This window comes from Parasutterella secunda, assembly GCF_024733725.1.
Taxonomy (GTDB): Bacteria; Pseudomonadota; Gammaproteobacteria; order Burkholderiales; family Burkholderiaceae_F; genus Aphodousia; species Aphodousia faecalis.
In genome coordinates this window covers 207,470-228,030 of record NZ_JANRHP010000003.1, presented here as the reverse complement: position 1 = coordinate 228,030, position 20,561 = coordinate 207,470, and the positions used below count along the sequence as shown (strand labels likewise).

The following is a 20,561-nucleotide window of genomic DNA, read 5'->3' as shown; positions in this document are numbered from 1 at the left end:
GGCCAAACCACTCCTTCTGCTTTTAACCAATAAGAGCTTTGGCAAACTCTTGCGCGTCAAACGGTTGCAAATCCTCGATGGACTCGCCGACACCAATAAAATAAATAGGGATGGGGTTATCGGCGCGCATGCGGCTGATAGCCACCAAAACACCTCCCTTGGCCGTCCCGTCTAATTTAGTAATGATCAATCCGGTTAGCGGAACCGCCTCATCAAAAGCTTTCACCTGGGCCAAAGCATTTTGACCATTCGTTCCATCGATGACCAGAATCACTTCATGAGGAGCACCCTCCAATGATTTATTTTGCGAACGAGCAATTCGCTTGAGTTCCTCCATGAGTCGAGTCTGCGTTGTCAAGCGACCTGCCGTATCAACAATGACAACATCGCTTCCTCGGGCCTTGCCTGCACTGACAGCATCAAAAGCTACAGCCGCCGGATCACCGCCTGTCTGGGAAATAACTTCTACACGATTTCTTTCTCCCCAAACAGCCAATTGTTCGCGAGCAGCAGCGCGGAAAGTATCGCCTGCTGCCAACAAAACACTTTTACCCTGCGAAGAAAGCCATTTACTGATTTTCCCAATGGATGTTGTCTTACCTGCGCCGTTTACCCCAACCATCATCATCACAAGTGGCTTGGTTCTATCTAGGTTAATTCGACCTTGCGCTGGTGTTAAAAGAGCAACAATTTCCTCTCTTAGGGCCTCACGAACTTCTTCCTGTGTTTTCAGCCCTTTCAGTTGAATAGTATCTCTTAACTTTCCCAGTAACTCCGATACCGTTGAAACGCCCATATCGGCAGAAATCAAAGCGAATTCGAGTTCCTCTAAAAAATCCTCATCGACCTTACCACCGGTAAAAAGTCCGATAATATTGACTCGAGTTCGATGTAAACCGTTTTTTAACCGATCTAACCATCCCGCTTTTTTATTTTCAGTCGTTATCATTAGCGTATGCGTCCATTAAAGAAACAAAATCAATCACAAAGCGTAAGTTTACCAAGAGCGCGCGCAGCAGGTACTGTCAGAATTATCTCTGGCAAGTGGCGTCGTACGCCTTTAGCTGTCGCGGACTTTGACGGCTTACGTCCGACAGGTGATCGGATTCGGGAAACACTTTTTAATTGGCTCAACTACCTTCTCGGTGATTATTCTGAAATTGAAGGTCTGGATATGTTTGCCGGATCCGGCGCTCTGGGTTTTGAATTAGCCAGCCGAGGAGCGCGCAGCGTTACTTTGCTCGAGAAAAATCGTCGTGTTTATGAAAAGCTCTGTCTTTCACGAACCAAATTACGGGCAGAAGACATTCTGGATATTCGTTGCGCAGACGCTCTGGCCGATGTTCGCTCCCTCAATAAAAAATACGACATTATTTTTATCGACCCCCCATTTGCACTGAATTTACACGAAAAGGCCATTAAATTAGCGCTTTCGATTCTTAAAGAGAACGGTTTCATTTACATCGAGTCACCAAAAGAATGGGATACCCAAATTTTGGCTGACTTAAAATTAGCAGTTGTAAGAGAGTCTGAGACCGGAGCGGTGGCCTTTCGACTGGTTAGTCCTACACAGGAAGAAAAATGACAATTGCCATTTATGCAGGTACGTTTGATCCCTTTACCCTTGGACACGAAGATGTGCTTGATCGTGCCCGTCAAATCTTCGATGAAGTCATTGTGGCAGTCGCTGCTGATACTGGAAGAAATACCTTCTTTTCTTTTGAAGAAAGAGTCGACTTAGCCCGCCGATCTTTAGCGGGTATCGAAGGCGTCAGAGTCGTTGGATTTGAAGGCTTGTTGAGTGAATTTGTCAAAGCAACCGGTGCTTCAGTCCTTATCCGCGGTGTTCGAAACGGAAGCGATTTCGACTACGAGACGCGCATGGCCTGTGTCAATCATGCATTAAACAGTAATGTTCAAACAATATTTTTCCCGCCTATTAACGGCACTCAGTCTATTTCCGGCTCATTAGTCAGAGAAATTCATCGTCTGGGCGGCGATGTTTCCGCTTTTGTCAGCCCCATTGTTTCGCAAGCACTGGAAGCCAAGCGTTTAGGAGCCAATCAATGAGTATCCGTCTGGCAGCTATAGATTTAGGATCCAACAGTTTTCGCTTAGAAATCGGTCGCATTGAAGGTAACGAGATTATCTGCGAACACTACGGTAAAGAAGGTGTTCGGTTAGCTGCCGGACTTGATAGCAACGGTTATCTGACTGAAGAAGTTCAACAAAAAGCGCTTGATACCTTAGCCCGTTTTCGAGAAAAAATTAAAGACTTCAAACCGGAACATGTGCGAGCCGTAGGCACCCAAACGATCAGAATTGCCCAAAATAACAAAGCGTTCCTACGGCGTGCTCAAGACGTACTAGGTTTTCCTATTGAAATATTGCCCGGACAAGAAGAAGCCCGACTGGTTTTTGAAGGTTGTGCCCATCGCTTGCCTCTTTCTGATAAAAAACGTCTGGTCATTGATATCGGTGGTGGTTCAACAGAGCTTGTTACAGGATCGGGACTTCATGCTGACCGTTGTGAATCATTCCACGTCGGCTGCGTCAATTTATCTCTACATTATTTTCCGAATGGAGAAATTACGCGTGAAGGCTATGAAGCCGCAAAATTAGCTGCGATGGCTGAGTTTCAAGAAGGTCGTGAACGATTTAATTCAACCCTATGGGATGAAGCCTACGGCTCATCCGGATCTATGGAAGCAATCTGCAGTCTTGCCAAATCTTTTGGTATGGACTCTTACACGATTTCTCAGGAAAGACTTTGTGAAATTCGTGATGCAATGATTGCTAAGGGACACGTTGATAAACTAGATTTCCCGGATCTGCATCGTTCAAGAAAAGAAGTAATCACCGGTGGGCTTGCGGTTCTTCATGCCGCCTGCGACGCGCTCAACATTAAGAGCATAAAATTCTCGGCTGGCGCTTTGCGGGTCGGATTGCTTTATGAGCAACTTTCCCGCCTGAATGGTAACGATTTAAGAGAATCTAGCGCTTGGGAACTATTGCGTTACAGCGCTGTTTCCGAAGCGCAGGCCAAACGGGTCGATCTGCTTGCCCAAAAGCTTCTTCAACGCCTTTTCCCCGATGCCACGGAGGACACAAAAAAACGCCTTCATTGGGCTGCACTGTTGCATGAAACAGGCAATCTCATTAGCCATAACCGTTTTCACAGACTAGGTGCCTACCTGATTGAACATTTTGATCTGCAGGGTTTTTCCATTAATGATCGTCATTGGGTTTCGCAGTTGGTTCTCGGCCACAGAGGCAGACTCTACAAAATTGAGTCTCAACTAGACAATGAGACGTGGGCGAAATCGCTATTGGCGCTACGTTTAGCAAGCATCATTGCACATAAACGCGAGGATATTGAACTGCCTGATTTCTCATTGACTCAAGAAGGTAAGCGTCACTGGCGCTTATCATTTAAAGATTCAAGTTGGCTCAATAAACATCCTCTAACACATTTTCTCCTACAAAGAGAAGTTGATGCTTGGAAAGCCGTACAATATCAGTTTGACTTCGAGAAATAATTTTTTTTATTGATGTTTGACACTTCCCTACCTGCCCAAATTCAAGAAGAGCCTTTGGTTCAGTTATCACATGTATTTGTGGAATTTGACCAATTGCAAGTACTTCGCGACGTATCGGTAGATATCTACCGAGGGGAATTTGTTGTCCTGCACGGAGATACAGGATGTGGGAAGTCAACCGTTTTGCGGCTAATCGCCGGCCTGTTGAACCCGACTCGGGGTGCGGTCAGGGTGGCCGGGGAAGATGTTCAAGAGTTTTCTACCCTTCAACGTCGTTGGCTTCGAAGAGCGATCGGACTGATGCTCCAAAATTCGCCTTTACTGGAAGACAGAACCATTTTAGAAAATGTAATGCTGCCCGCTTTGGCCGCCGATGCCAGTACTGATCAAGCTAGACAACAAGCATTGGCAGCCCTTTCTCGCTGCCACATGTCCGACTGGGCTCAAAACTATCCGATTGATTTATCTTCCGGTCAAAGACAACAAGTCAGTCTTGCGCGAGCCGTGGTTAACCAGCCTGTTTTAATTTTGGCTGACGAACCGGCGGCACATTTAGATGCCAATAATGCTCAAACGGTCATCAATCTTCTGGGAGAATTTGCCAGCGCTGGGGTGACCGTTATTGTAGCCTCTCACCTTCTTTTGGCTCCACGTGGCATTGCCTACAGGGAAGTCAAATTTGCCTCTCAACACGGAGGAATGCCATGAGCTTTACTTCTTCTCGTGCTTGGGCCTTACAGCAAGTTTTTCGAGGCATTAAAAATGCTAAGGGTGTTTTTTTCCTAGCGTTGATGCTCGCCAGTTTGTCTTTAACAATCCCAGTTTTTGTTGCAAGTGTTCTCTACAGTCTTTCTGAACCCATCAGGGCAATTCCTGTGGCGCCGGAAATTACGGTCTTTACGTATCAAGACCTCAACAAAGCGCAAATGGATAATCTGCGGGAGCGAATTGGCAGGCACGAACACGTAATGAAAATTACGACGATTCCGAAAGACGAAGCTTTTAAATCTCTCAATGAAAACTTAGGTATCAAGCAAACTTCTCAAGATAAGGCTGCCAATCCGCTGCCTGACTTGATTATTGTGACACTTGATGCTCAAATGCCAGCTGCCGACATTGAGCGGACGGCAAAAAATATTGAAAAGTTAAAAGGCGTCAGCCTTGTTGCCTATGACAGCACATGGTTAACAAAGTTGGATGCAATTTCTCACACAATCAGTAACTTAGGCTGGATATTTGTTGTTATCACTCTATCGCTGATCGTCTGTGTTATTGCCGCTAGTGTCAGACTGGCTGCCGACACCCAAAAGACTGAGCTCAATATGCTTTATCTTTTTGGGGCGACCCCGTCTTTTTCCATTCGACCTTATGCATGGCGAGGTTTTCTGACGATGGGTCTGGCGGCTGTGATTGCCATTGCCTTATCGTCCTTTGCTACCGGCTACCTTAATGAAGCTCTTTTGGCCGTTGGTGAACAATATGGCACTCAGATAGCCATTTCTCCGTTACCTTGGCAATTTAACGCGGGCTTCATCGTTTTTTGCGCTCTGCTTGGCGGATTAATCGCGAGTATCATTACTCAACGCGCAATCGCAAAAATTGAGCGCTTTGACTGATACAAGTCCTCCCCATCTTTTTAGGCATCTACATGGCTGATATCAAAAAAGCTTCCTCCGGCGCTAATGCCCTTGTTCCTTATCAGAGCAAGGTTCCTAGTGTCATCCCTAGTTTAGGGAACTTAGATGCCTATATTCAGGCAGCCAATCGCTTCCCTATTCTGTCGTATGAACAGGAACGGGATCTGGTGGAACGCTTACACAAAAATAATGACATGAATGCTGGCCGTACTTTGGTTATGGCCCACCTGAGACTGGTCATTGCTATTGCTCGTTCCTACCTTGGATACGGAATTCCACACGCGGATCTGATTCAGGAAGGCAACATCGGTTTATTGAAAGCCATTAAACATTATGACCCCACTCACGGCGCCCGCTTAATGACATTCGCAGAGTATTGGATCCGCTCTGAAATCCAAGACTACATTGTGAAAAATTGGCGCCAAGTGAAATTGGCCACAACTAAGTCCCAAAGAAAATTGTTTTTCAATCTCCGCTCCATGCGGGGAGAAAATGCGCTTACCTATTCACAGGCAGACAAAATCGCTCAAGAATTGGATGTTAAACCATCCGAAGTTCTCGAGATGGAACAGAGGATGTATGGCAATGAAACGCCCATTGATTTGCCTGCAGACAATACTGATGATGAAGATCACAGCAGCGCTCCGATCCAATGGTTGTCTTCAACAGCCGATGAACCTACCACCATCCTTGAGCAAAAAGACGAAGAGCGAATGCAGCAAGAAGGCATCCGCCAAGCGCTGGCTAGCCTTGATGAACGCAGCCGCCATGTGATTATGGCCCGCTGGCTCAATGTCGATGAAAATGGCAATAACACTCCCAAGACATTGCAGGAACTTGCTCAAGAGTTGGGAGTGTCGGCTGAACGGGTTCGACAAATAGAAAAAAATGCTTTAACGAAAATGAGGAAAGCGCTAACTGCGCCGTCAGATGAGTATGTTTAGAATTGTTCTCGTTGCTCCAGAAATTCCGCCTAACACCGGTAATATCATCCGTTTGTCCGCCAACACGGGCTGTGAACTACACCTCGTTGAACCTCTAGGATTTACATTAGAAGACAAACATATGATCCGAGCCGGACTGGATTATCACGAATATGCAACAGTAAAAGTGCATAAAAGTTTTGATGCGTTTTTAGAAAGTGAGCATCCTAACCGTAACCGCATGTTTGCCATGACCACAAAGGGCTCTCATCCTTTTGCGGACTCTCACTTCTTGCCCGGAGATTGGTTTGTCTTTGGTAGCGAAGGACACGGGCTTCCCGATAACATTCGAAACAGTTTCCCTGAACAACAGCGCATTCGCTTGCCGATGCGTCCTCACAATCGGTCGTTGAATCTCTCCAACACCGTTGCCATTACCGTATATGAAGCTTGGAGACAGAATAACTACGAAGGCGGCTTATAGCCGCCCTTAGAGAATTTAACTGTTATTTGTCTTTTTCTGATTTAGGCTCTCAAGTAAATAGCGGTCCATGTGCCGCTCTGCTGCGAAAACAGCAGCCTGTACGCGAGAGCTGAAATCAAACCGTCTCATAATGCGCTGTAAATGAGCTTTGACAGTGCTTTCAGACATGTTCAGCAAATTAGCCATCTCACGGTTACTAGCTCCCTGAGCCAAACAACCCAAAATCTGGCGTTCACGTTCAGTGAGACTTTTTACCGTTTCCGGACGAACCTCGGGCATTAATGAAAGATGTTTAGCTCTGATTCCATTGACAAATTTACTGGTCATCTCCGGAGACATCACGCTTTCGCCAGCCACGACTTGACGCACGCCATTAACCAAATACTCTGCATCAATGTTTTTGACTAGATAACCTCTGGCTCCAAGTACAAATGCTTCTTTCAAATCCTCGGCATCTTCACTGACTGTCAACATAACGACCGGAAGTTCGCGATTAGCGGCCAACATCTGAGCGAGTGCCTCGGTCCCGTTCATCACGGGCATATCCAAGTCCAAAAGCACCAGATCCGGTTTCAGCTGCTCGGCTAACTTCACCCCTTCCAATCCGTCTGAAGCCTCACCCACAATTTCGAAATCTGCCTGCCTGCTCAACAGTGCCTTCAAACCAGACCGAAATAAAGTGTGGTCATCTACTAATAAAATCCGAATACTCATCAGCGTCCCTCTTTGGGCAAAATCAATTTCACAGTAGTGCCTTGGTCAATTTCAGATTCAATTTCAATCTGAGCGTTTACTTTCTGAGCACGTTCTCGCATGATAGACAATCCGACGTGGCTTTGCTTTCGTTCGGACAACAATTGTGGATCAATTCCGATGCCATCATCCATCACCGTCATTTCAAAACGACTGTCATCATTGCGAATGTTAACCATGACCGTACGCGCCCGAGCATGCTTTCTAACATTGGATAGGGCTTCTTGCAAAATAAAGATGACTTGCAACTTTTGGGTTGAAGACAATGTCATTCCGTCATCCTGAATATTTAAATGCGTTTTCACATTCGTCTGTCGCTCAAAACGTTGCAACACACTTTGAACAAGTTCACCCAATTCCTCTTTATAAACACGTGTTCGGAAATTAAGAAGCAGCTCCCTTACATCGTCGTAGCACTCTTGAACGCCGGCTTTAATTTGTTTAATGCCATCATCAATTTGCTCGGAGTTCTGATCCTTCAATGCCCCTTCCAACATCTGCACTTGAAGATTAACAAAAGACAAGGTCTGTGCAATGGAGTCGTGTAAATTCTGCGCCAATATATTGCGTTCCTGAGCAACCGCCATTTGTTGGTCCAAAGCCGCCAAGCGCATATTTTCAATAGCGGCCCCAAAGTGACGACCCAAGTTTTCAAGAAGCATATCTAGTGCTCTGTCTTCGGAAAGTTTGTCACGATAAAAGAGGGCAAAAATACCGATATTTTTTTGCCGATAGCGAATGTGATAAACCACCTTCAATATGAAACGATTATGGGAGGCGTCCAGGTTGACAGACTGATCAGGCTCTTCAATTCTGACCGGATAAGGACTGGCAAATATTTGCTGGCAGAATTGTTCAGAGATTTTTTCACATTCCTTAGTTCCGCTCTCACTAAGGCCCTTTTTCAAGACGCTTTCCAATTGGTTGCGGTTTTCGTTCCAAAAACAAACTTGCGCTGCCGGAGCCCCAGTTAAAGTTAAAACACGGGCAATAAAAGACTCCAACATCTCTTCAACGGAATGTTGTTCACCCAAAAACGCCGTTAAACCATATAGAGCGGTTAAGTGGGCATTTTTTTCTGCTAAAGAAGCGGTTTTTTCTTCAACTCTACTTTCCAAATTGAAGTAAATATCATCCAAGTGGGTAGCCAATTCATTAAAACCTGCAGAAATTTCAGAAAATTCCTGAGTTCCTTCCGCATGCACCCTTGTCTTCCAGTCACCTGCTTTCAAGCGCTCGATTCCAGCCTGTAGTTGATTCAGCGGCCTTAGTACAGAAGCAAACAAAAACCACATCACAACGATGACACTCAGAATCGACAAACCTCCCAAGGCAACCTGTGTATAGCGCAATACGACGATATTACGGTTGACTTCTGCATCGGTTAAGTTTTGCCACTCATCAAGTTCACTGTTTAGAGAATCGAGGCCTGCCAATATTTCCTGTCTGCTGCTGGTTCCTACACTATGAGTCTCATTCCACTTTAAAAGTAAAGGTTTGACACTTTGGCGCCATGTTTCGTCGATTCTGCTCAAAATTTTGTCAATTCGCTCATCACGAGCCATCACGCGGTAGGTAGATCCGTCATCCAAAATAGCCAAATTTAGCGTCTGGTCAACACGCCAAACAACCCCTTGGATATCGACAGTTAAATTCTTCGAATGTACCGTGGTCAGGTCGTAGCCAACTTGGTATAACTCCGCACGAATATCACCTGCTCGGCGCATAACTTCCGTTGTGATTTCCATTTGTTTAGACAAAAAAAGCGTATAAACAACCGAGGCGATGAGCAAAATCACCCAAAGCAGCGCCAATCTCAACAGACGGCTGGAAAGTTGCGGAGCTTCTGTAACGTTTTTCATTGTCATAAAACAAAAAAGGGGAAAAGCTTCTCAGCACCTTTGCTGATGTCTTCTCCCCTTCAACGGTCTGTATGAATCCGAATTAGTTTTGTTGTTCAGCCTTTGCTTGATCGGCAGCGGCTGCTGCTTGAGCCAAACGTTGTTGATACAACATTTCAAAATTCATTTCCGGCAAGTTAACCGGAGCCATTGTCGTACGGGTGATCAAGTCAGCAACATTGGCACGCAAATACGGGTAAACAATGGTCGGGCAAATAACATTACCGATGTGAGCCATTTGTTCATCCGTAAAGCCGCGAATTTGGAAAATACCGGCTTGTTTGACTTCGGCAATCAACATGACATTTTCTGCAGCCTTGATCGTCACTGTGGCACGAACCGTTACTTCACGATGCGCATCATCAAGCTTCTTTAAACTAACTTCAAACTGCATGTCAACCGTCGGTTGTTGTTGAAGAGGAGTCACAAAAACTTCCGGAGCATGCGGCATTTCCAAAGAAGCATCCTTCATGTAGCAGCGTTCAAGTTGGAACGCATTAGCAGAAGCGTCTTGTTGTTGATCTTGCTGGGCAACACTGTTGTTTTCTTCAGCCATTTTTAAATCCTTTCGGTGTTTCAGTTAAATTGATCTCTAGCGGGTAAAGGGCAACTTGGCGTCTACCCAACCTTTAATACCGCCTTCAAGGACAAAAACATCTTTATAGCCCTTGGCACGCAAAATCTTTGCTGCCTTTTGGCTCGACGATGTCACGGTATCGACCACGATGACCGGTCGATCATTCGGAACTTCATTGATGCGCCCTTCAAAACCTTCCATAGGGATGCTCTTTGAATTGGCAATGGCTCCACGCTTGAAATCTTTCGTGGCACGCACATCCAACACGAAGGCGTTCTTCTTGTTAATGTAGTCGATAGCCTCTTCGTTGCTAAGACTGGGACCCATGCTACGCTTACGAATAACGGGTTCGAGCAAAAAGGCGCCGGATACCAAAATCACGGCCACCAACACAATATTGTCAAGTAAAAATTCAAACACGATGTTCTCGCTACTGATCAGTCAAAGAAAAAGCGGTCGGTCACAAAAAGCCCAATCGCATCTTGATTTGGGATAGTACAACAAATTACAACTTTTTGTGCATTGGCGATTCTCCGAATTGGCCTTTTCTTTTAAAATTGTGGGGTTAACTTCCCATTTCTCATTTTTATAGAGATTGATCCTATGTTTAAGCTCGTACTGATGCGACACGGCGAAAGCCAGTGGAATTTGGAAAACCGTTTTACGGGTTGGACCGACGTTGACCTGACAGAAAAAGGACGCGAAGAGGCCCGCAAAGCCGGAGAATTGTTAAAAGCCGAAGGCTATGATTTTGATATCGCCTATACAAGCGTGTTACGTCGTGCCATCCGTACGTTATGGATCGCTTTGGATGCCATGGATCGTATGTATCTGCCGGTTAAAAACTCATGGCGCTTAAACGAAAGACATTACGGTGCACTTCAAGGCCTAAATAAAGCTGAAACGGCTGCCAAATACGGCGATGATCAAGTTTTGATCTGGCGTCGCGCGTACGCTATTCCGCCCAATCCCCTTTCTCCCGATGATGAACGTTGGGCAGGCAGAGATCCCCGTTACGCAAGTTTGAAGCCGGAAGAAATCCCGGCTACTGAATGTCTAAAAGATACCGTTGCCCGTGTTATTCCGTATTGGAAGGAAGAAATTGAACCGACGATTCGTTCAGGAAAGCGCGTACTGATCGCTGCTCACGGCAATTCTCTTCGCGCTTTGATCAAGTACATTGACAATATCAGCGATGAGGATATCGTTCACTTGAATATTCCGACTGCTCGACCGATCGTCTACGAGTTCGACGACAATATGAAACCTATCCGTCACTACTATCTCGGTAATCAGGCGGAAATTGAAGCCGCAATGGCAGCTGTTGCGGCTCAAGGTAAAGCGAAGAAGTGAGATTGATTGCGCGTCCTTTAGGCGTATTTTTAAAAGCGCTCGGTCTAGCGAGCGCTTTGCTCTGTCTGAGCGTTTCCCCGCTAAGTCAATACTGCGGGGTGGGAGAGGTGTATGCTCAAACGACTCAGAAAAAAACTAACACCAAGAAAACGACGCGCTCTTCCGCTAAAACCACTACAAAACGTACAGTTGCTCAAAAAAACAACTCAAAAACAGCCACTAAAAAAACGGCTGCCAAAAGTACAGACGAAGTCAGTGAAAAACGCCGCAATGAACTGCAAAGTCAACAGAAGTCTTTGCAAGAGCAACTCGGTTCCTTAAAGAAACAATTGTCCCAAGCTGAAGCCAGTCAAAATGAGGCAAGTGATGCTTTAGCGGCCAGTGAAGAAGCCATTTCAAAAGCCAATCGCCGTCTTCGTGAATTAAGCACTGAACGTACACGAGTTGAAAAACGGCTAAAAGAATTGCGAGAACAAGAGCTATCTGTGAGCGGACAATTGACTAGCGCAGAAAAGCAAAGTCGAGCGATTGCCCGTGCCCAATTTCTGAATTCCCGGCGTCAGTCTTGGCAAACATTAATTGCCGGAAATAATCCCCATGAAGTAGCCCGAGACGCCGCTTCCCTTCAGTATTTTGCTCGTGCTCAGCAACAGGCCGTCAATCAACTGTCCAAACAACAGGCCGGTATTCACTCAGTCTCCGAGGAAACGCAAAGCAAACGCAAAGAGCTCGCGAACATTGAAGCCAATGAAAAAAAAGGCCGTGAGCAACTGATGCGAGAACAACAAACTCGTAAACAGACTTTGGAGAAACTGAAAAAACAAATTTCCGAGCAACGAGCCTCCATTGATAAGTTGGAGCGAGATCAGCAACGATTAGGACAATTGGTTGCCAATATTGACAAAGTGCTGGCCCAACGCAAAGCAGAAGCAGAACGCAGGGCTCAGCAGGCTCGCAAGAAACAACCGGCCAGCGGAAAAGTATCCGTTGGAGGAAAGACTCCTTCCGGCGTATTTGCTAAACAAAAAGGCAAATTGTTAATGCCGGCGTTGGGTAAAATCACAGGACGCTATGGACAAGCTCGAGCGAATGTTTCCGGTAAGAGCACAACGTGGAGAGGTTTGATGATTCAAGCTCGCCAAGGCAGTGACGTTTTGGCTTGTGCGAATGGTCAGGTTGTGTTCTCTGATTGGCTTCGTGGTTTCGGCAATTTGATTATTGTTGACCACGGTGACGGTTATCTCTCCATTTACGCAAATAACGAATCCCTTTACAAGAGTGTTGGCGATAAGGTCACGCGCGGCGAAACGATTGCCTCAGTCGGCAACACTGGCGGAGAAGAGCGCCCAGGCCTATATTTTGAACTTCGCAGAAACGGACAACCCTTCAATCCCCTGCCGTGGATTGGTAAAGATTAAAAGAAAAACATGACAATATTTTCATCTCCCTTACGTAAAAAAGTAATTGCAGCTTCTTTGGCGCTTTGTTTTACTCCTGCTCTTTTGGCAGCTGAAACAAACGCTCAAAACGCTAAAGCTCCTTTACCTTTACAGGAAATTCGTCAATTTACCGATGTCTATGCGGCTGTAAAAGCTTTTTATGTCGATGAAAAGCAGACCGGTGACCGCCAGTTATTGGAAAATGCATTGGCTGGTATGCTCTCAGGGCTTGATCCTCACTCTGCTTATTTGGACAAAGAAGCGTTTGAGGAAATGAAAGAGGGAACCGAAGGTGAATTCGGCGGACTTGGCCTTGAAGTCACGATGGATGCTTCTGGTGTCTTGGTCATCGCTCCTATCGATGACACACCTGCTGCCCGGGCAGGAATTCGAGCCGGTGACATTATTGTCAAGATTGATGAACAGGCGACCCGAGCGATGACGCTTTCTGAAAACGTCAAACTCATGCGCGGTAAACCCAAAACAAAAATCAAACTCGTCATTGCTCGAAAAGGAGTGGATAAGCCGCTGAACTTCACCATCACGCGTGACATTATTAAAGTCCAGTCGGTGAAAATGAAGGAACTAAAGGATGGCATCGCCTACATCCGTATCTCACAATTCCAAGAACATACGGCCGATGACCTTGCTAAATACCTTATTGATCTGAATAAAAAGAATCATCTTAAGGGGTTGGTTTTAGACCTAAGAAATGACCCCGGTGGCTTACTTAATGCCGCTGTCGGTGTTGTATCAACTTTTATTGATAAAGATAAAGTTGTCGTTAGCACAAAAGGACGCACAGCCGAAGCAAACCGAAGCTTCCTCACCAGACCGTCAGACTACCTTAATTTCGATCAAAGCCCCTCTAGTGACTGGGTTGCAAAAGTCCCCAAGGAAGCCAAGACCGTACCCATGGTGGTCCTGATTAACGCGGCCAGCGCCAGCGCTAGCGAAATCGTCTCGGGCGCCTTGCAAGATCATAAGCGTGCCAAGATTATCGGCCAACAATCTTTCGGCAAGGGTAGCGTTCAAACTGTTTTACCTTTAAGACCCTTGGATGGAGGCGAAGCCACAACGGGCATCAAACTGACAACATCGCGTTACTACACCCCTAACGGTCGGTCAATTCAAGCTAAGGGTATTACTCCCGATATTGAAATCGCTGATACCGCCGAAGGCAATTACGCGACTTTCAATATTCGAGAAGCTGATCTTGCACATCACCTAAAGAGTGAAGAAGAGAAAAAAGCTTTCCAGAAAAAACAGAAAGAAGAAAGTGAAAAACAACTCGATGACGCCAAGCAACCGGAATTACGCTATTTCTTTGGTGATGATAAGGACTTCCAATTGCAGCAGGCTGTCAAGATTCTCAAAGGAGAAAAATACATTACCGGTTTTGAGAAAAAGCCAGAGGTAACGAAAGAAAATCCAAAAAAAACGGAGGGACAAACTAAAAAGTAACCGGCAATAAAAGAGGAAAAAGAACATCATGCAACAAGTACTCATTCATGTCATTCCGATTTTTTTCGCCTTATATATGTACGTGAGCTTGTTTCACAAGACTCGCCTGCATTGGGCAATTCGCGGAGTTTTGCTCTTTTTATTTCTTATTTCCTGCCAATATCCCGCGTTTTGTCGTTCTTTTTTTGTCGGCTATGATGACCGAGTTCCCCATTTAGGGATCGTTTTGTATTGTTGGTTATTTTCGACCCAGTTACTACTCGTTTTGGCGACTTTTGCCAAAGACTTTGTGGGACTCATTTACCGTTTAGTCCGCAAAACTAAACTTCCCCACCCAACAACAACGGCGGTGAGTTTACTGAGCATAGCCATGTTAATCGCCGCATTTGGCAGTTACAGCGCCCTGTCTCAACCGCCGATTTACCGTTTAGACGTTCCGATTAAAAATCTGCCTGATTCGCTGGACGGTTTTACGATTGCTCAATTATCCGACATTCACGCCAGTCCCCTGCTTGACCGAAGCCGGCTGGTTAAGGTTGTTGAAAGAACAAATGCTTTGAAACCGGATATGGTTGCTGTCACCGGTGACATTGTTGACGGTAAAACAGAAGCAAGACTGCAAGACGTTTCACCGCTTAAAGAACTTCACGCCCCATATGGTGTTTTCGCAGTTGAAGGCAACCATGAACACTATGTGGATTATGACGCCTGGATGGCCACTTATCCCACATTAAATATGACTGTACTGCATAACAGTCACCGAATTCTTGACGTTAATGGAGCCAAACTTGCCATTGTCGGTATTACCGACCCCATGGCCGCCCGCTATCACCGTGAGTATCCAGATATTAAAAAAGCTATGAGCGGGATACCCGAAGGAACCGTCTCCATTTTACTGTCTCATCAAGTTAAATACAGTCGGGATTACGCCAAATACCCGATTGCACTGCAATTGTCCGGTCATACGCATGGCGGACAAATTTTCGGCATGCACTGGCTTGCTCAAATTATTAATAAAGGTTTTGTAAAAGATAAATATCAGATCGGCGATATGCTCCTTTATGTCAACCGCGGAACTGGACTTTGGTATGGCTTCCCCATCCGTTTAGGCATCCCCAGTGAAATTACGCTTGTGACATTAAAAAAGAAAAATTGATTTATGAAATGTTTCTCTGCTTCAAAAGTGATTAATATAAGTACAGAGGTATCCGTTTTTTAAGGATCGAAGTATGCTTAATAAAAACAGTTTTCGTTATTCCGCTGCCATTGAGGCACTAATCGAAAAACACGCTAATGAAGGCAGTGATAGTATGTGGAGTGTCTGGCGTGAACGTCAGGTCAATCATAATGCCTATGGTGGAAACTATTCTTTTGTATTGGGCCGCACTGCTGATAAAGACGAGCCTTTTTACCTCAACTTTGAATCTGCTTTTGAAGGATTTGCTGCCCACGCCCCTTACACCTTAGTGACAGGGATGACTGGCAGTGGTAAAAGCTCTTTCCTGCGAAACTTGATTTTAGACATTGCCATTACCAACACTCCTGACTTGGCCGCCATTAAAGTGTTCGATCCCAATGGTGGTTGGGCTTTTGAAAGCCTGAAAGGTCTGCACCGCATGCGTGTGGAAACCAACATTGAAACGGCGAAAAGCTATCTAGATGGCATTACAAAATCCATTGAGGCCCACGAACGGCTTTTCGAGACCTTGGGAGTCAAAACTCTGGAAGAGTGCAATAAAGTATTGGGACTCAAAAAGCGTCTTTTACGCACTTTTGTCATCATTGATGAAGTGGCTGTCTGGATGATTGATGATGACTTCAAAGAAAAACTTCTGAGAGCCTTGAACGCGATTTCCAATAAAGGTTGGAGCACGGGTTATCACCTCATTTTGGCGACCCAGTGGCCGGATCCTCGTGTCTTGCCTAAAGAAGTTCGGGATCATTTCGGCAATCGTATTTCCCTGAAATTGCCGACGGCTGAAATGTCCGAGTATGCATTAGGCATTAAAGGGGCGGAATCGTTAACGGATTTAGGTCATATGCTGGCTGTTTTGGCTGGTGAACCATCTCCGATCTACTGCTGGGTTCCTTGGCTGTCTGATGAAGACGCCGAACGAATGGTGACCGCAATCCGGGTTGCCGAAGACCGCTAACTTTAACAGAGCGCCAACAGGCGCTCTTTTCGACGATGAGCATATTCAAGTTTTGTCCCTCCGGTGGAAAGATCACAAAGCCGAAACTTTGGCTTCTGGACATGGACGACACCCTCTACTCAGCCTCTGCCGGTATGTTTCATGACATCCATGTTCTGATGGATGCCTACATTGTTGAAAGACTCGGACTAACATCGGAACAAGCCAACGAGTTGCGAAAGTATTATTGGCGAAAATACGGAGTAACCTACTACGGCCTTTGGTTGCATCATGGAATTGATCCCCACGATTTTTTGACTGCAACACATAAAGTTGATACCTCAAGCATTCACACTCAAGGCAGAATGCGCGAAGCCATTATGTCTTTAAAGGGGCAACGAATCCTCTTTACCAACGCCCCTAACTCTTTTGTTGATCAAGTGTTAGAACGGCTTAATTTAAGTAGTTGTTTCGTCGATCAATACCGAGCCGAAGACATGAAAGTCTTTGGACACTGGCGTCCCAAACCCTCTGCGAAAATGCTCAAAAATGTATTGGCTTGCCACCATGTAAAACCTCATGAGTGCTGCCTAGTAGACGATAATCTGAACAATCTTAAAGTCGCGAAAACCGTAGGAATTCAAACGGTTCTTTGCAAAGGTTGGCATCATCATGGACTCGAAGTCATTCGACCTATTCCTTATGTTGATGCCTTTATCTCTCATATTCGTGATATCAAAAAAATCTTGGTTTCACCAACACCTAAAAAGCAAAAACATAGGCGACCAATTTTTTTGAATCCCTATAATTAGCCATCACTCTATTATTCGAGGTTATTTTGTTTATCTTTCGCTGGATTGGCAAAGCTTTTCACTTCGTTGCTACTTGCCTGAAATATTTCAACAAAACCCTGCTCTATGTTTTGGAGCTGATTGTCATTGTTGTTCTTGTCGCAGGACTTTTTTCCTTTTTCCACACCCCGCAAATTCAACCTAATTCAATCTTACTGTTGGATTTGCAAGGAACAGTGAAAGAGTCGCCAACCAATGAAGCTGCGTTGCCGCTAGCACTGGCTCCGGCCAATTCGTCCGTGTCTCTGCACGAATTATTGGCCACGATTGATAAGGCGGCAAAAGATCCTTTAGTTTCCGGTGTGTTATTAAAGCTTGATGGTCTGGATAAAGTGGGATTAGCCTCCACTATTGAAATTGGTAAAGCTTTGGATCGCTACAAGGTAAGCGGTAAACCAATCTGGGCTTGGGGAACCAACTTTTCACAAGCACAATACGCTATTGCTGCCCACGCCAATGAAATCTATATGCACCCGATGGGAGAAGTTTTTGTAAAAGGCCTCGCCTCCAATCGTCTGTACTATGGTGATCTTTTAAAAGCGCTGGGAGTGAATGTTCACGTATTCAAGGCTGGCGCTTACAAGAGTTTCCCTGAAAGTTTCATTGCCAACAAACCTTCCAAAGAATGGATCGAAAGCGAGCGCTTTTGGCTTGATGATGCCTGGAAAACGCTTGCAAGAGAGATTGAAAATTCTCGGGGTCTGATGCCCGGTTCAATAACACAGTACATTGAAACACTACCGACAAGACTGCAAAATGCTAACGGTGATTTAGCGACGACGGCATTAAATGCCAATCTCATCGACGGCACGCAGACCTTCGATCAAATGATCAAAACCATCGAAAATAAACTGGGACCGAAGCAAAAAGGGGAAGCTAATCTTGTCAGTTACGCCGATTATGCCGCTCGGCTCAACACCCAAAGCGGTGAAATTGCCGTTGTCATTGCCGAGGGAGAAATTCAGGAAGGCGAATCACAAGCCGGCGTCATGGGGGCGGAGTCACTGGTTAAACTTATTGATCGGGCCAGAGAGAATAAAAACATTAAGGCACTTGTCTTGCGAGTCAATTCTCCGGGAGGTTCCGCTGTAGCCAGTGAACTGATTCGACACGCTCTGGAAAGAACCAAAGCTGTTAAACCTGTTGTCGTAAGCATGGGGGATATGGCCGCATCGGGTGGCTATTGGATCAGCATGGGAGGCTCTCGTGTGTTGGCCTCTGAGGCCACGGTAACCGGATCAATCGGTGTTTTTGGGCTGGCACCTACTTTTGAGCGCACTTTGCAACTGGCAAAAATCGGCCAAGCAGCGGTGACAACCACATGGCTAGCTAATGCTGAACGGCTAAGTCAACCGATGGATCCTCGTATGGAAAGTATTTTGACTCAGTCGGTGGCAAGAACTTATTCCAATTTCATCAACGTTGTTGCTCAATCAAGAAAATTGTCCACTCAATACGTGCAATCGGTTGCACAAGGACGAGTGTGGACCGGAACACAGGCTCAATCTCGTCAATTAGTGGATCAAATCGGAAACTTCGGGGATGCTCTTTCCTTAGCGCGCTCATTAGCGAAAATGGATACTAATGCTGGCGCCGTTTATTTAATTGACTCCAAGCCCGATTTTGGATCAATGATTCGTGAAAATTTTGGAGATTGGTTCAATCCTTTGGGATTGGTTGGTGTACCTGAATCCGTTCAAAAGGAACTGAAGCAAGGACACTCTTTGCTACAAAAAGCTGAAGGACGCTCCCAGCTAATTTTCGTGCATAGTTTGCTACAGCCCCTTCAGTAATAGAAAACGCGGGCGCAAAACGCCCGCGATTTTTAATAGCTAAAGACTTAGACGATAAAGTCGACTTTAAATATCAATCGCCGTACATTTTTTGGCGAATTTCTCGACGCATTTGAGCTTCCAAGGAAAGCGTCGCCGTCGGACGAGCCAACAAACGGGCTACACCGATCGGTTCACCGGTTTCTTCACACCAACCGTATTCACCATTATCAATTCGCTGAATAGCTGCTTGGACTTTCTTTAAGAGCTTGCGTTCACGATCTCGTGTACGTAATTCCAAAGCATGCTCTTCTTCAATTGTTGCTCGATCTGCGGGATCGGGCACGACTGTCGTTTCCCGTAAATGTTCAGTCGTCTGACCGGCATTGCTGCGCAATTCTTTTTCCATTTCCTCCAAACGATGACGGAAGAACGCCAATTGACGATCATTCATGTAATCATCTTCGGACATCGCGAGCAATTCTTGCTCTGTCAACAACTTCTTTTTCGTGGCCATATATCTTCAATCGCAGTACTGAACTTTCACCCAGCACCGTCTTTGTTACATCAAAAAACTCTTCGGAGTATAAACGAAATTATGACCCAAAACTTGTTGTTAAAACTCAAAAGTCTGGGCAATAAAACGCCCTCCAAGAAGGAGGGCAAATTGTGTCTTAATTCTGATAATTTGTCAAATTTTTCATAAACCTACGGAGCATCAACTAGACACGTTTCCAAACCCGTAATAATGGCTTGCTCCGGTAGATTTCGTCCGATGAAAACAATTTTGCTCATCGGCTTTTCATCAGCAGCCCATTTGGGACCCAAGTCTGCCGCTACTAGCATATGAACCCCTTGGGTGATCATTTTGTGATCAGTCCCCTCTAGATAAAGAACTCCCTTGTAGCGCAAAAGATCAGGACCATACACCTGTGTAATGGTTCCCCAAAAACGCTCCAGACGGAACGGATCAAAAGCAGTGTATGAAGTAAAGACAAACGAGCCAATTTCGTCACCATGGTGATGATGGTGACCGGTGTCCGTTAAGAATTCCGGATCAATATCCAATACCGTATTGAGATTAAATCCCTCAATATCCAAAACGTCACTGATAGCCACTTCACCCATGTGAGCTTCTTTAATCGGAGCCCGCGGGTTCATCGCACGAAGTCTGGCTCTGATCGCTTTTGTCTCTTCGGGAGTCACCAAATCAGTCTTTGTCAAAAATATCCTATCGGCAAATCCGACCTGAGCCTGAGCTTCTAACTCCTTATCCAAGGTGTCGTTACCGTGCTTGGCATCCACAACCGTAACAACCCCGTCCAAACGGTAAAACGCAGCAACCGCATCATCCATAAAGAATGTTTGAGCAACAGGACCTGGGTTGGCCACCCCCGTTGTTTCAATAATCACACGGTCGAATGCAATTTCCCCTTTATCCCGACGGTGACGAAGATTTGTTAAAACCCGAGATAAATCGCCTCTGATTGTGCAGCAGATACAACCGTTACTCATCTGAACAATTTGTTCTTTATCCGTTTGCACTAGCAGCGTACTGTCAACATCTTCCTCACCGAATTCGTTTTCAATCACAGCAATCTTGTGCCCATGATCTTCACGCAAAATACGGTTCAACAATGTTGTTTTACCCGCCCCAAGAAAACCCGTGAGAATTGTCACCGGAATTTGAGGAACCATATCCATTACATCCATTTTCAGCCTCTAACTCATTTTTC

The 20,561-nt window shown here is 45.5% G+C and carries 21 protein-coding genes; 14 read left to right on the top strand and 7 right to left on the bottom strand.

All coding sequences use genetic code 11. The features are described 5' to 3' along the window. Nucleotides 1–22 precede the first annotated feature (22 nt). Nucleotides 23–949 carry a signal recognition particle-docking protein FtsY gene (gene ftsY, locus NW199_RS04605; protein ID WP_249091583.1) on the bottom strand — a complete coding sequence of 309 codons (927 nt, stop codon included), beginning with the start codon at nucleotides 947–949 and terminating at the stop codon, nucleotides 23–25. 6 nt (nucleotides 950–955) lie between these two features. Between ftsY and rsmD the strand changes: the two genes are divergently transcribed. The 7 genes from rsmD to trmL are packed head-to-tail and all read left to right on the top strand — an operon-like array spanning nucleotide 956 to nucleotide 6,583. Next, nucleotides 956–1,585: a 16S rRNA (guanine(966)-N(2))-methyltransferase RsmD gene (rsmD, locus tag NW199_RS04600; protein ID WP_258333768.1), complete on the top strand. Its 630-nt coding sequence runs from the start codon at nucleotides 956–958 to the stop codon at nucleotides 1,583–1,585. Beyond that, nucleotides 1,582–2,070 carry a pantetheine-phosphate adenylyltransferase gene (gene coaD / locus NW199_RS04595; RefSeq protein ID WP_258333767.1) on the top strand — a complete coding sequence of 163 codons (489 nt, stop codon included), beginning with the start codon at nucleotides 1,582–1,584 and terminating at the stop codon, nucleotides 2,068–2,070. Before rsmD ends, coaD begins: the two co-directional genes overlap by 4 nt. Beyond that, nucleotides 2,067–3,539 carry a Ppx/GppA phosphatase family protein gene (locus NW199_RS04590; protein WP_258333766.1) on the top strand — a complete coding sequence of 491 codons (1,473 nt, stop codon included), beginning with the start codon at nucleotides 2,067–2,069 and terminating at the stop codon, nucleotides 3,537–3,539. The genes coaD and NW199_RS04590 overlap by 4 nt, the downstream gene beginning before the upstream one ends. Nucleotides 3,540–3,551: 12 nt before the next feature. Then, nucleotides 3,552–4,247 carry a cell division ATP-binding protein FtsE gene (locus NW199_RS04585; protein WP_258333765.1) on the top strand — a complete coding sequence of 232 codons (696 nt, stop codon included), beginning with the start codon at nucleotides 3,552–3,554 and terminating at the stop codon, nucleotides 4,245–4,247. Next, nucleotides 4,244–5,155, top strand: a complete 912-nt coding sequence (locus tag NW199_RS04580) for a cell division protein FtsX (protein WP_258333764.1) — start codon at nucleotides 4,244–4,246, stop codon at nucleotides 5,153–5,155. The genes NW199_RS04585 and NW199_RS04580 overlap by 4 nt, the downstream gene beginning before the upstream one ends. Before the next feature lie 32 nt (nucleotides 5,156–5,187). Continuing rightward, nucleotides 5,188–6,120 (top strand): RNA polymerase sigma factor RpoH, encoded by a 933-nt coding sequence (rpoH, locus tag NW199_RS04575; protein ID WP_258333763.1) that lies wholly within the window; start codon nucleotides 5,188–5,190, stop codon nucleotides 6,118–6,120. Then, nucleotides 6,113–6,583: a tRNA (uridine(34)/cytosine(34)/5-carboxymethylaminomethyluridine(34)-2'-O)-methyltransferase TrmL gene (gene trmL, locus NW199_RS04570; RefSeq protein WP_258333762.1), complete on the top strand. Its 471-nt coding sequence runs from the start codon at nucleotides 6,113–6,115 to the stop codon at nucleotides 6,581–6,583. Before rpoH ends, trmL begins: the two co-directional genes overlap by 8 nt. Nucleotides 6,584–6,598: 15 nt before the next feature. Here the strand turns inward: trmL and NW199_RS04565 are convergent, their stop codons facing one another. The 4 genes from NW199_RS04565 to NW199_RS04550 all read right to left on the bottom strand — a co-directional run bounded on the left by NW199_RS04565 (nucleotide 6,599) and on the right by NW199_RS04550 (nucleotide 10,234). Further along, nucleotides 6,599–7,297, bottom strand: coding sequence for a response regulator (locus NW199_RS04565; RefSeq protein ID WP_022473510.1), 699 nt, complete (start codon nucleotides 7,295–7,297; stop codon nucleotides 6,599–6,601). After that, the gene (locus NW199_RS04560) at nucleotides 7,297–9,198 is read right to left on the bottom strand and encodes an ATP-binding protein (protein ID WP_022473509.1); all 1,902 of its coding nucleotides are present in this window, start codon (nucleotides 9,196–9,198) and stop codon (nucleotides 7,297–7,299) included. The genes NW199_RS04565 and NW199_RS04560 overlap by 1 nt, the downstream gene beginning before the upstream one ends. Before the next feature lie 82 nt (nucleotides 9,199–9,280). Beyond that, nucleotides 9,281–9,793, bottom strand: coding sequence for a protein-export chaperone SecB (gene secB, locus NW199_RS04555; RefSeq protein WP_258333761.1), 513 nt, complete (start codon nucleotides 9,791–9,793; stop codon nucleotides 9,281–9,283). Nucleotides 9,794–9,829: 36 nt separating this feature from the next. Then, the gene (locus NW199_RS04550; RefSeq protein WP_022473507.1) at nucleotides 9,830–10,234 is read right to left on the bottom strand and encodes a rhodanese-like domain-containing protein; all 405 of its coding nucleotides are present in this window, start codon (nucleotides 10,232–10,234) and stop codon (nucleotides 9,830–9,832) included. A 183-nt stretch (nucleotides 10,235–10,417) separates the two neighbouring features. Between NW199_RS04550 and gpmA the strand changes: the two genes are divergently transcribed. From gpmA to sppA, 7 genes are all read left to right on the top strand, one after another. Next, nucleotides 10,418–11,167, top strand: coding sequence for a 2,3-diphosphoglycerate-dependent phosphoglycerate mutase (gene gpmA / locus NW199_RS04545; RefSeq protein WP_249091592.1), 750 nt, complete (start codon nucleotides 10,418–10,420; stop codon nucleotides 11,165–11,167). Further along, entirely contained in the window at nucleotides 11,164–12,585 is a 1,422-nt protein-coding gene (locus NW199_RS04540) for a murein hydrolase activator EnvC family protein (protein ID WP_258333760.1), read from the top strand. Before gpmA ends, NW199_RS04540 begins: the two co-directional genes overlap by 4 nt. A gap of 9 nt (nucleotides 12,586–12,594) precedes the next feature. After that, entirely contained in the window at nucleotides 12,595–14,070 is a 1,476-nt protein-coding gene (locus tag NW199_RS04535; RefSeq protein ID WP_249091593.1) for a S41 family peptidase, read from the top strand. Nucleotides 14,071–14,098: 28 nt separating this feature from the next. Continuing rightward, complete coding sequence (locus tag NW199_RS04530) at nucleotides 14,099–15,226, top strand: metallophosphoesterase (protein ID WP_258333759.1); 1,128 nt, start codon at nucleotides 14,099–14,101, stop codon at nucleotides 15,224–15,226. A gap of 73 nt (nucleotides 15,227–15,299) precedes the next feature. Next, nucleotides 15,300–16,223 carry an FtsK/SpoIIIE domain-containing protein gene (locus NW199_RS04525; RefSeq protein ID WP_258333758.1) on the top strand — a complete coding sequence of 308 codons (924 nt, stop codon included), beginning with the start codon at nucleotides 15,300–15,302 and terminating at the stop codon, nucleotides 16,221–16,223. A 35-nt stretch (nucleotides 16,224–16,258) separates the two neighbouring features. After that, the gene (locus tag NW199_RS04520; RefSeq protein ID WP_258333757.1) at nucleotides 16,259–17,014 is read left to right on the top strand and encodes a pyrimidine 5'-nucleotidase; all 756 of its coding nucleotides are present in this window, start codon (nucleotides 16,259–16,261) and stop codon (nucleotides 17,012–17,014) included. Between the two features lie 26 nt (nucleotides 17,015–17,040). Beyond that, a complete protein-coding gene (gene sppA / locus NW199_RS04515) occupies nucleotides 17,041–18,846 on the top strand; it encodes a signal peptide peptidase SppA (protein ID WP_258333756.1) in 1,806 nt (601 codons plus the stop codon). Nucleotides 18,847–18,919: 73 nt separating this feature from the next. On the opposite strand, the gene dksA is transcribed toward sppA, so the two are convergent. Further along, nucleotides 18,920–19,342, bottom strand: a complete 423-nt coding sequence (gene dksA / locus NW199_RS04510) for an RNA polymerase-binding protein DksA (protein WP_022473499.1) — start codon at nucleotides 19,340–19,342, stop codon at nucleotides 18,920–18,922. Nucleotides 19,343–19,533: 191 nt separating this feature from the next. Next, nucleotides 19,534–20,538: a CobW family GTP-binding protein gene (locus NW199_RS04505; RefSeq protein ID WP_022473498.1), complete on the bottom strand. Its 1,005-nt coding sequence runs from the start codon at nucleotides 20,536–20,538 to the stop codon at nucleotides 19,534–19,536. Between the last annotated feature and the right edge of the window lie 23 nt (nucleotides 20,539–20,561).

Bases quoted from the DNA above. Each gene is read 5' to 3' on its own strand.
- ftsY (WP_249091583.1), bottom strand. From the start codon at position 949: ATGATAACGACTGAAAATAAAAAAGCGGGATGGTTAGATCGGTTAAAA.
- rsmD (WP_258333768.1), top strand. From the start codon at position 956: ATGCGTCCATTAAAGAAACAAAATCAATCACAAAGCGTAAGTTTACCA.
- coaD (WP_258333767.1), top strand. From the start codon at position 1,582: ATGACAATTGCCATTTATGCAGGTACGTTTGATCCCTTTACCCTTGGA.
- NW199_RS04590 (WP_258333766.1), top strand. From the start codon at position 2,067: ATGAGTATCCGTCTGGCAGCTATAGATTTAGGATCCAACAGTTTTCGC.
- NW199_RS04585 (WP_258333765.1), top strand. From the start codon at position 3,552: ATGTTTGACACTTCCCTACCTGCCCAAATTCAAGAAGAGCCTTTGGTT.
- NW199_RS04580 (WP_258333764.1), top strand. From the start codon at position 4,244: ATGAGCTTTACTTCTTCTCGTGCTTGGGCCTTACAGCAAGTTTTTCGA.
- rpoH (WP_258333763.1), top strand. From the start codon at position 5,188: ATGGCTGATATCAAAAAAGCTTCCTCCGGCGCTAATGCCCTTGTTCCT.
- trmL (WP_258333762.1), top strand. From the start codon at position 6,113: ATGTTTAGAATTGTTCTCGTTGCTCCAGAAATTCCGCCTAACACCGGT.
- NW199_RS04565 (WP_022473510.1), bottom strand. From the start codon at position 7,297: ATGAGTATTCGGATTTTATTAGTAGATGACCACACTTTATTTCGGTCT.
- NW199_RS04560 (WP_022473509.1), bottom strand. From the start codon at position 9,198: ATGAAAAACGTTACAGAAGCTCCGCAACTTTCCAGCCGTCTGTTGAGA.
- secB (WP_258333761.1), bottom strand. From the start codon at position 9,793: ATGGCTGAAGAAAACAACAGTGTTGCCCAGCAAGATCAACAACAAGAC.
- gpmA (WP_249091592.1), top strand. From the start codon at position 10,418: ATGTTTAAGCTCGTACTGATGCGACACGGCGAAAGCCAGTGGAATTTG.
- NW199_RS04535 (WP_249091593.1), top strand. From the start codon at position 12,595: ATGACAATATTTTCATCTCCCTTACGTAAAAAAGTAATTGCAGCTTCT.
- NW199_RS04530 (WP_258333759.1), top strand. From the start codon at position 14,099: ATGCAACAAGTACTCATTCATGTCATTCCGATTTTTTTCGCCTTATAT.
- NW199_RS04525 (WP_258333758.1), top strand. From the start codon at position 15,300: ATGCTTAATAAAAACAGTTTTCGTTATTCCGCTGCCATTGAGGCACTA.
- NW199_RS04520 (WP_258333757.1), top strand. From the start codon at position 16,259: ATGAGCATATTCAAGTTTTGTCCCTCCGGTGGAAAGATCACAAAGCCG.
- dksA (WP_022473499.1), bottom strand. From the start codon at position 19,342: ATGGCCACGAAAAAGAAGTTGTTGACAGAGCAAGAATTGCTCGCGATG.
- NW199_RS04505 (WP_022473498.1), bottom strand. From the start codon at position 20,538: ATGGATGTAATGGATATGGTTCCTCAAATTCCGGTGACAATTCTCACG.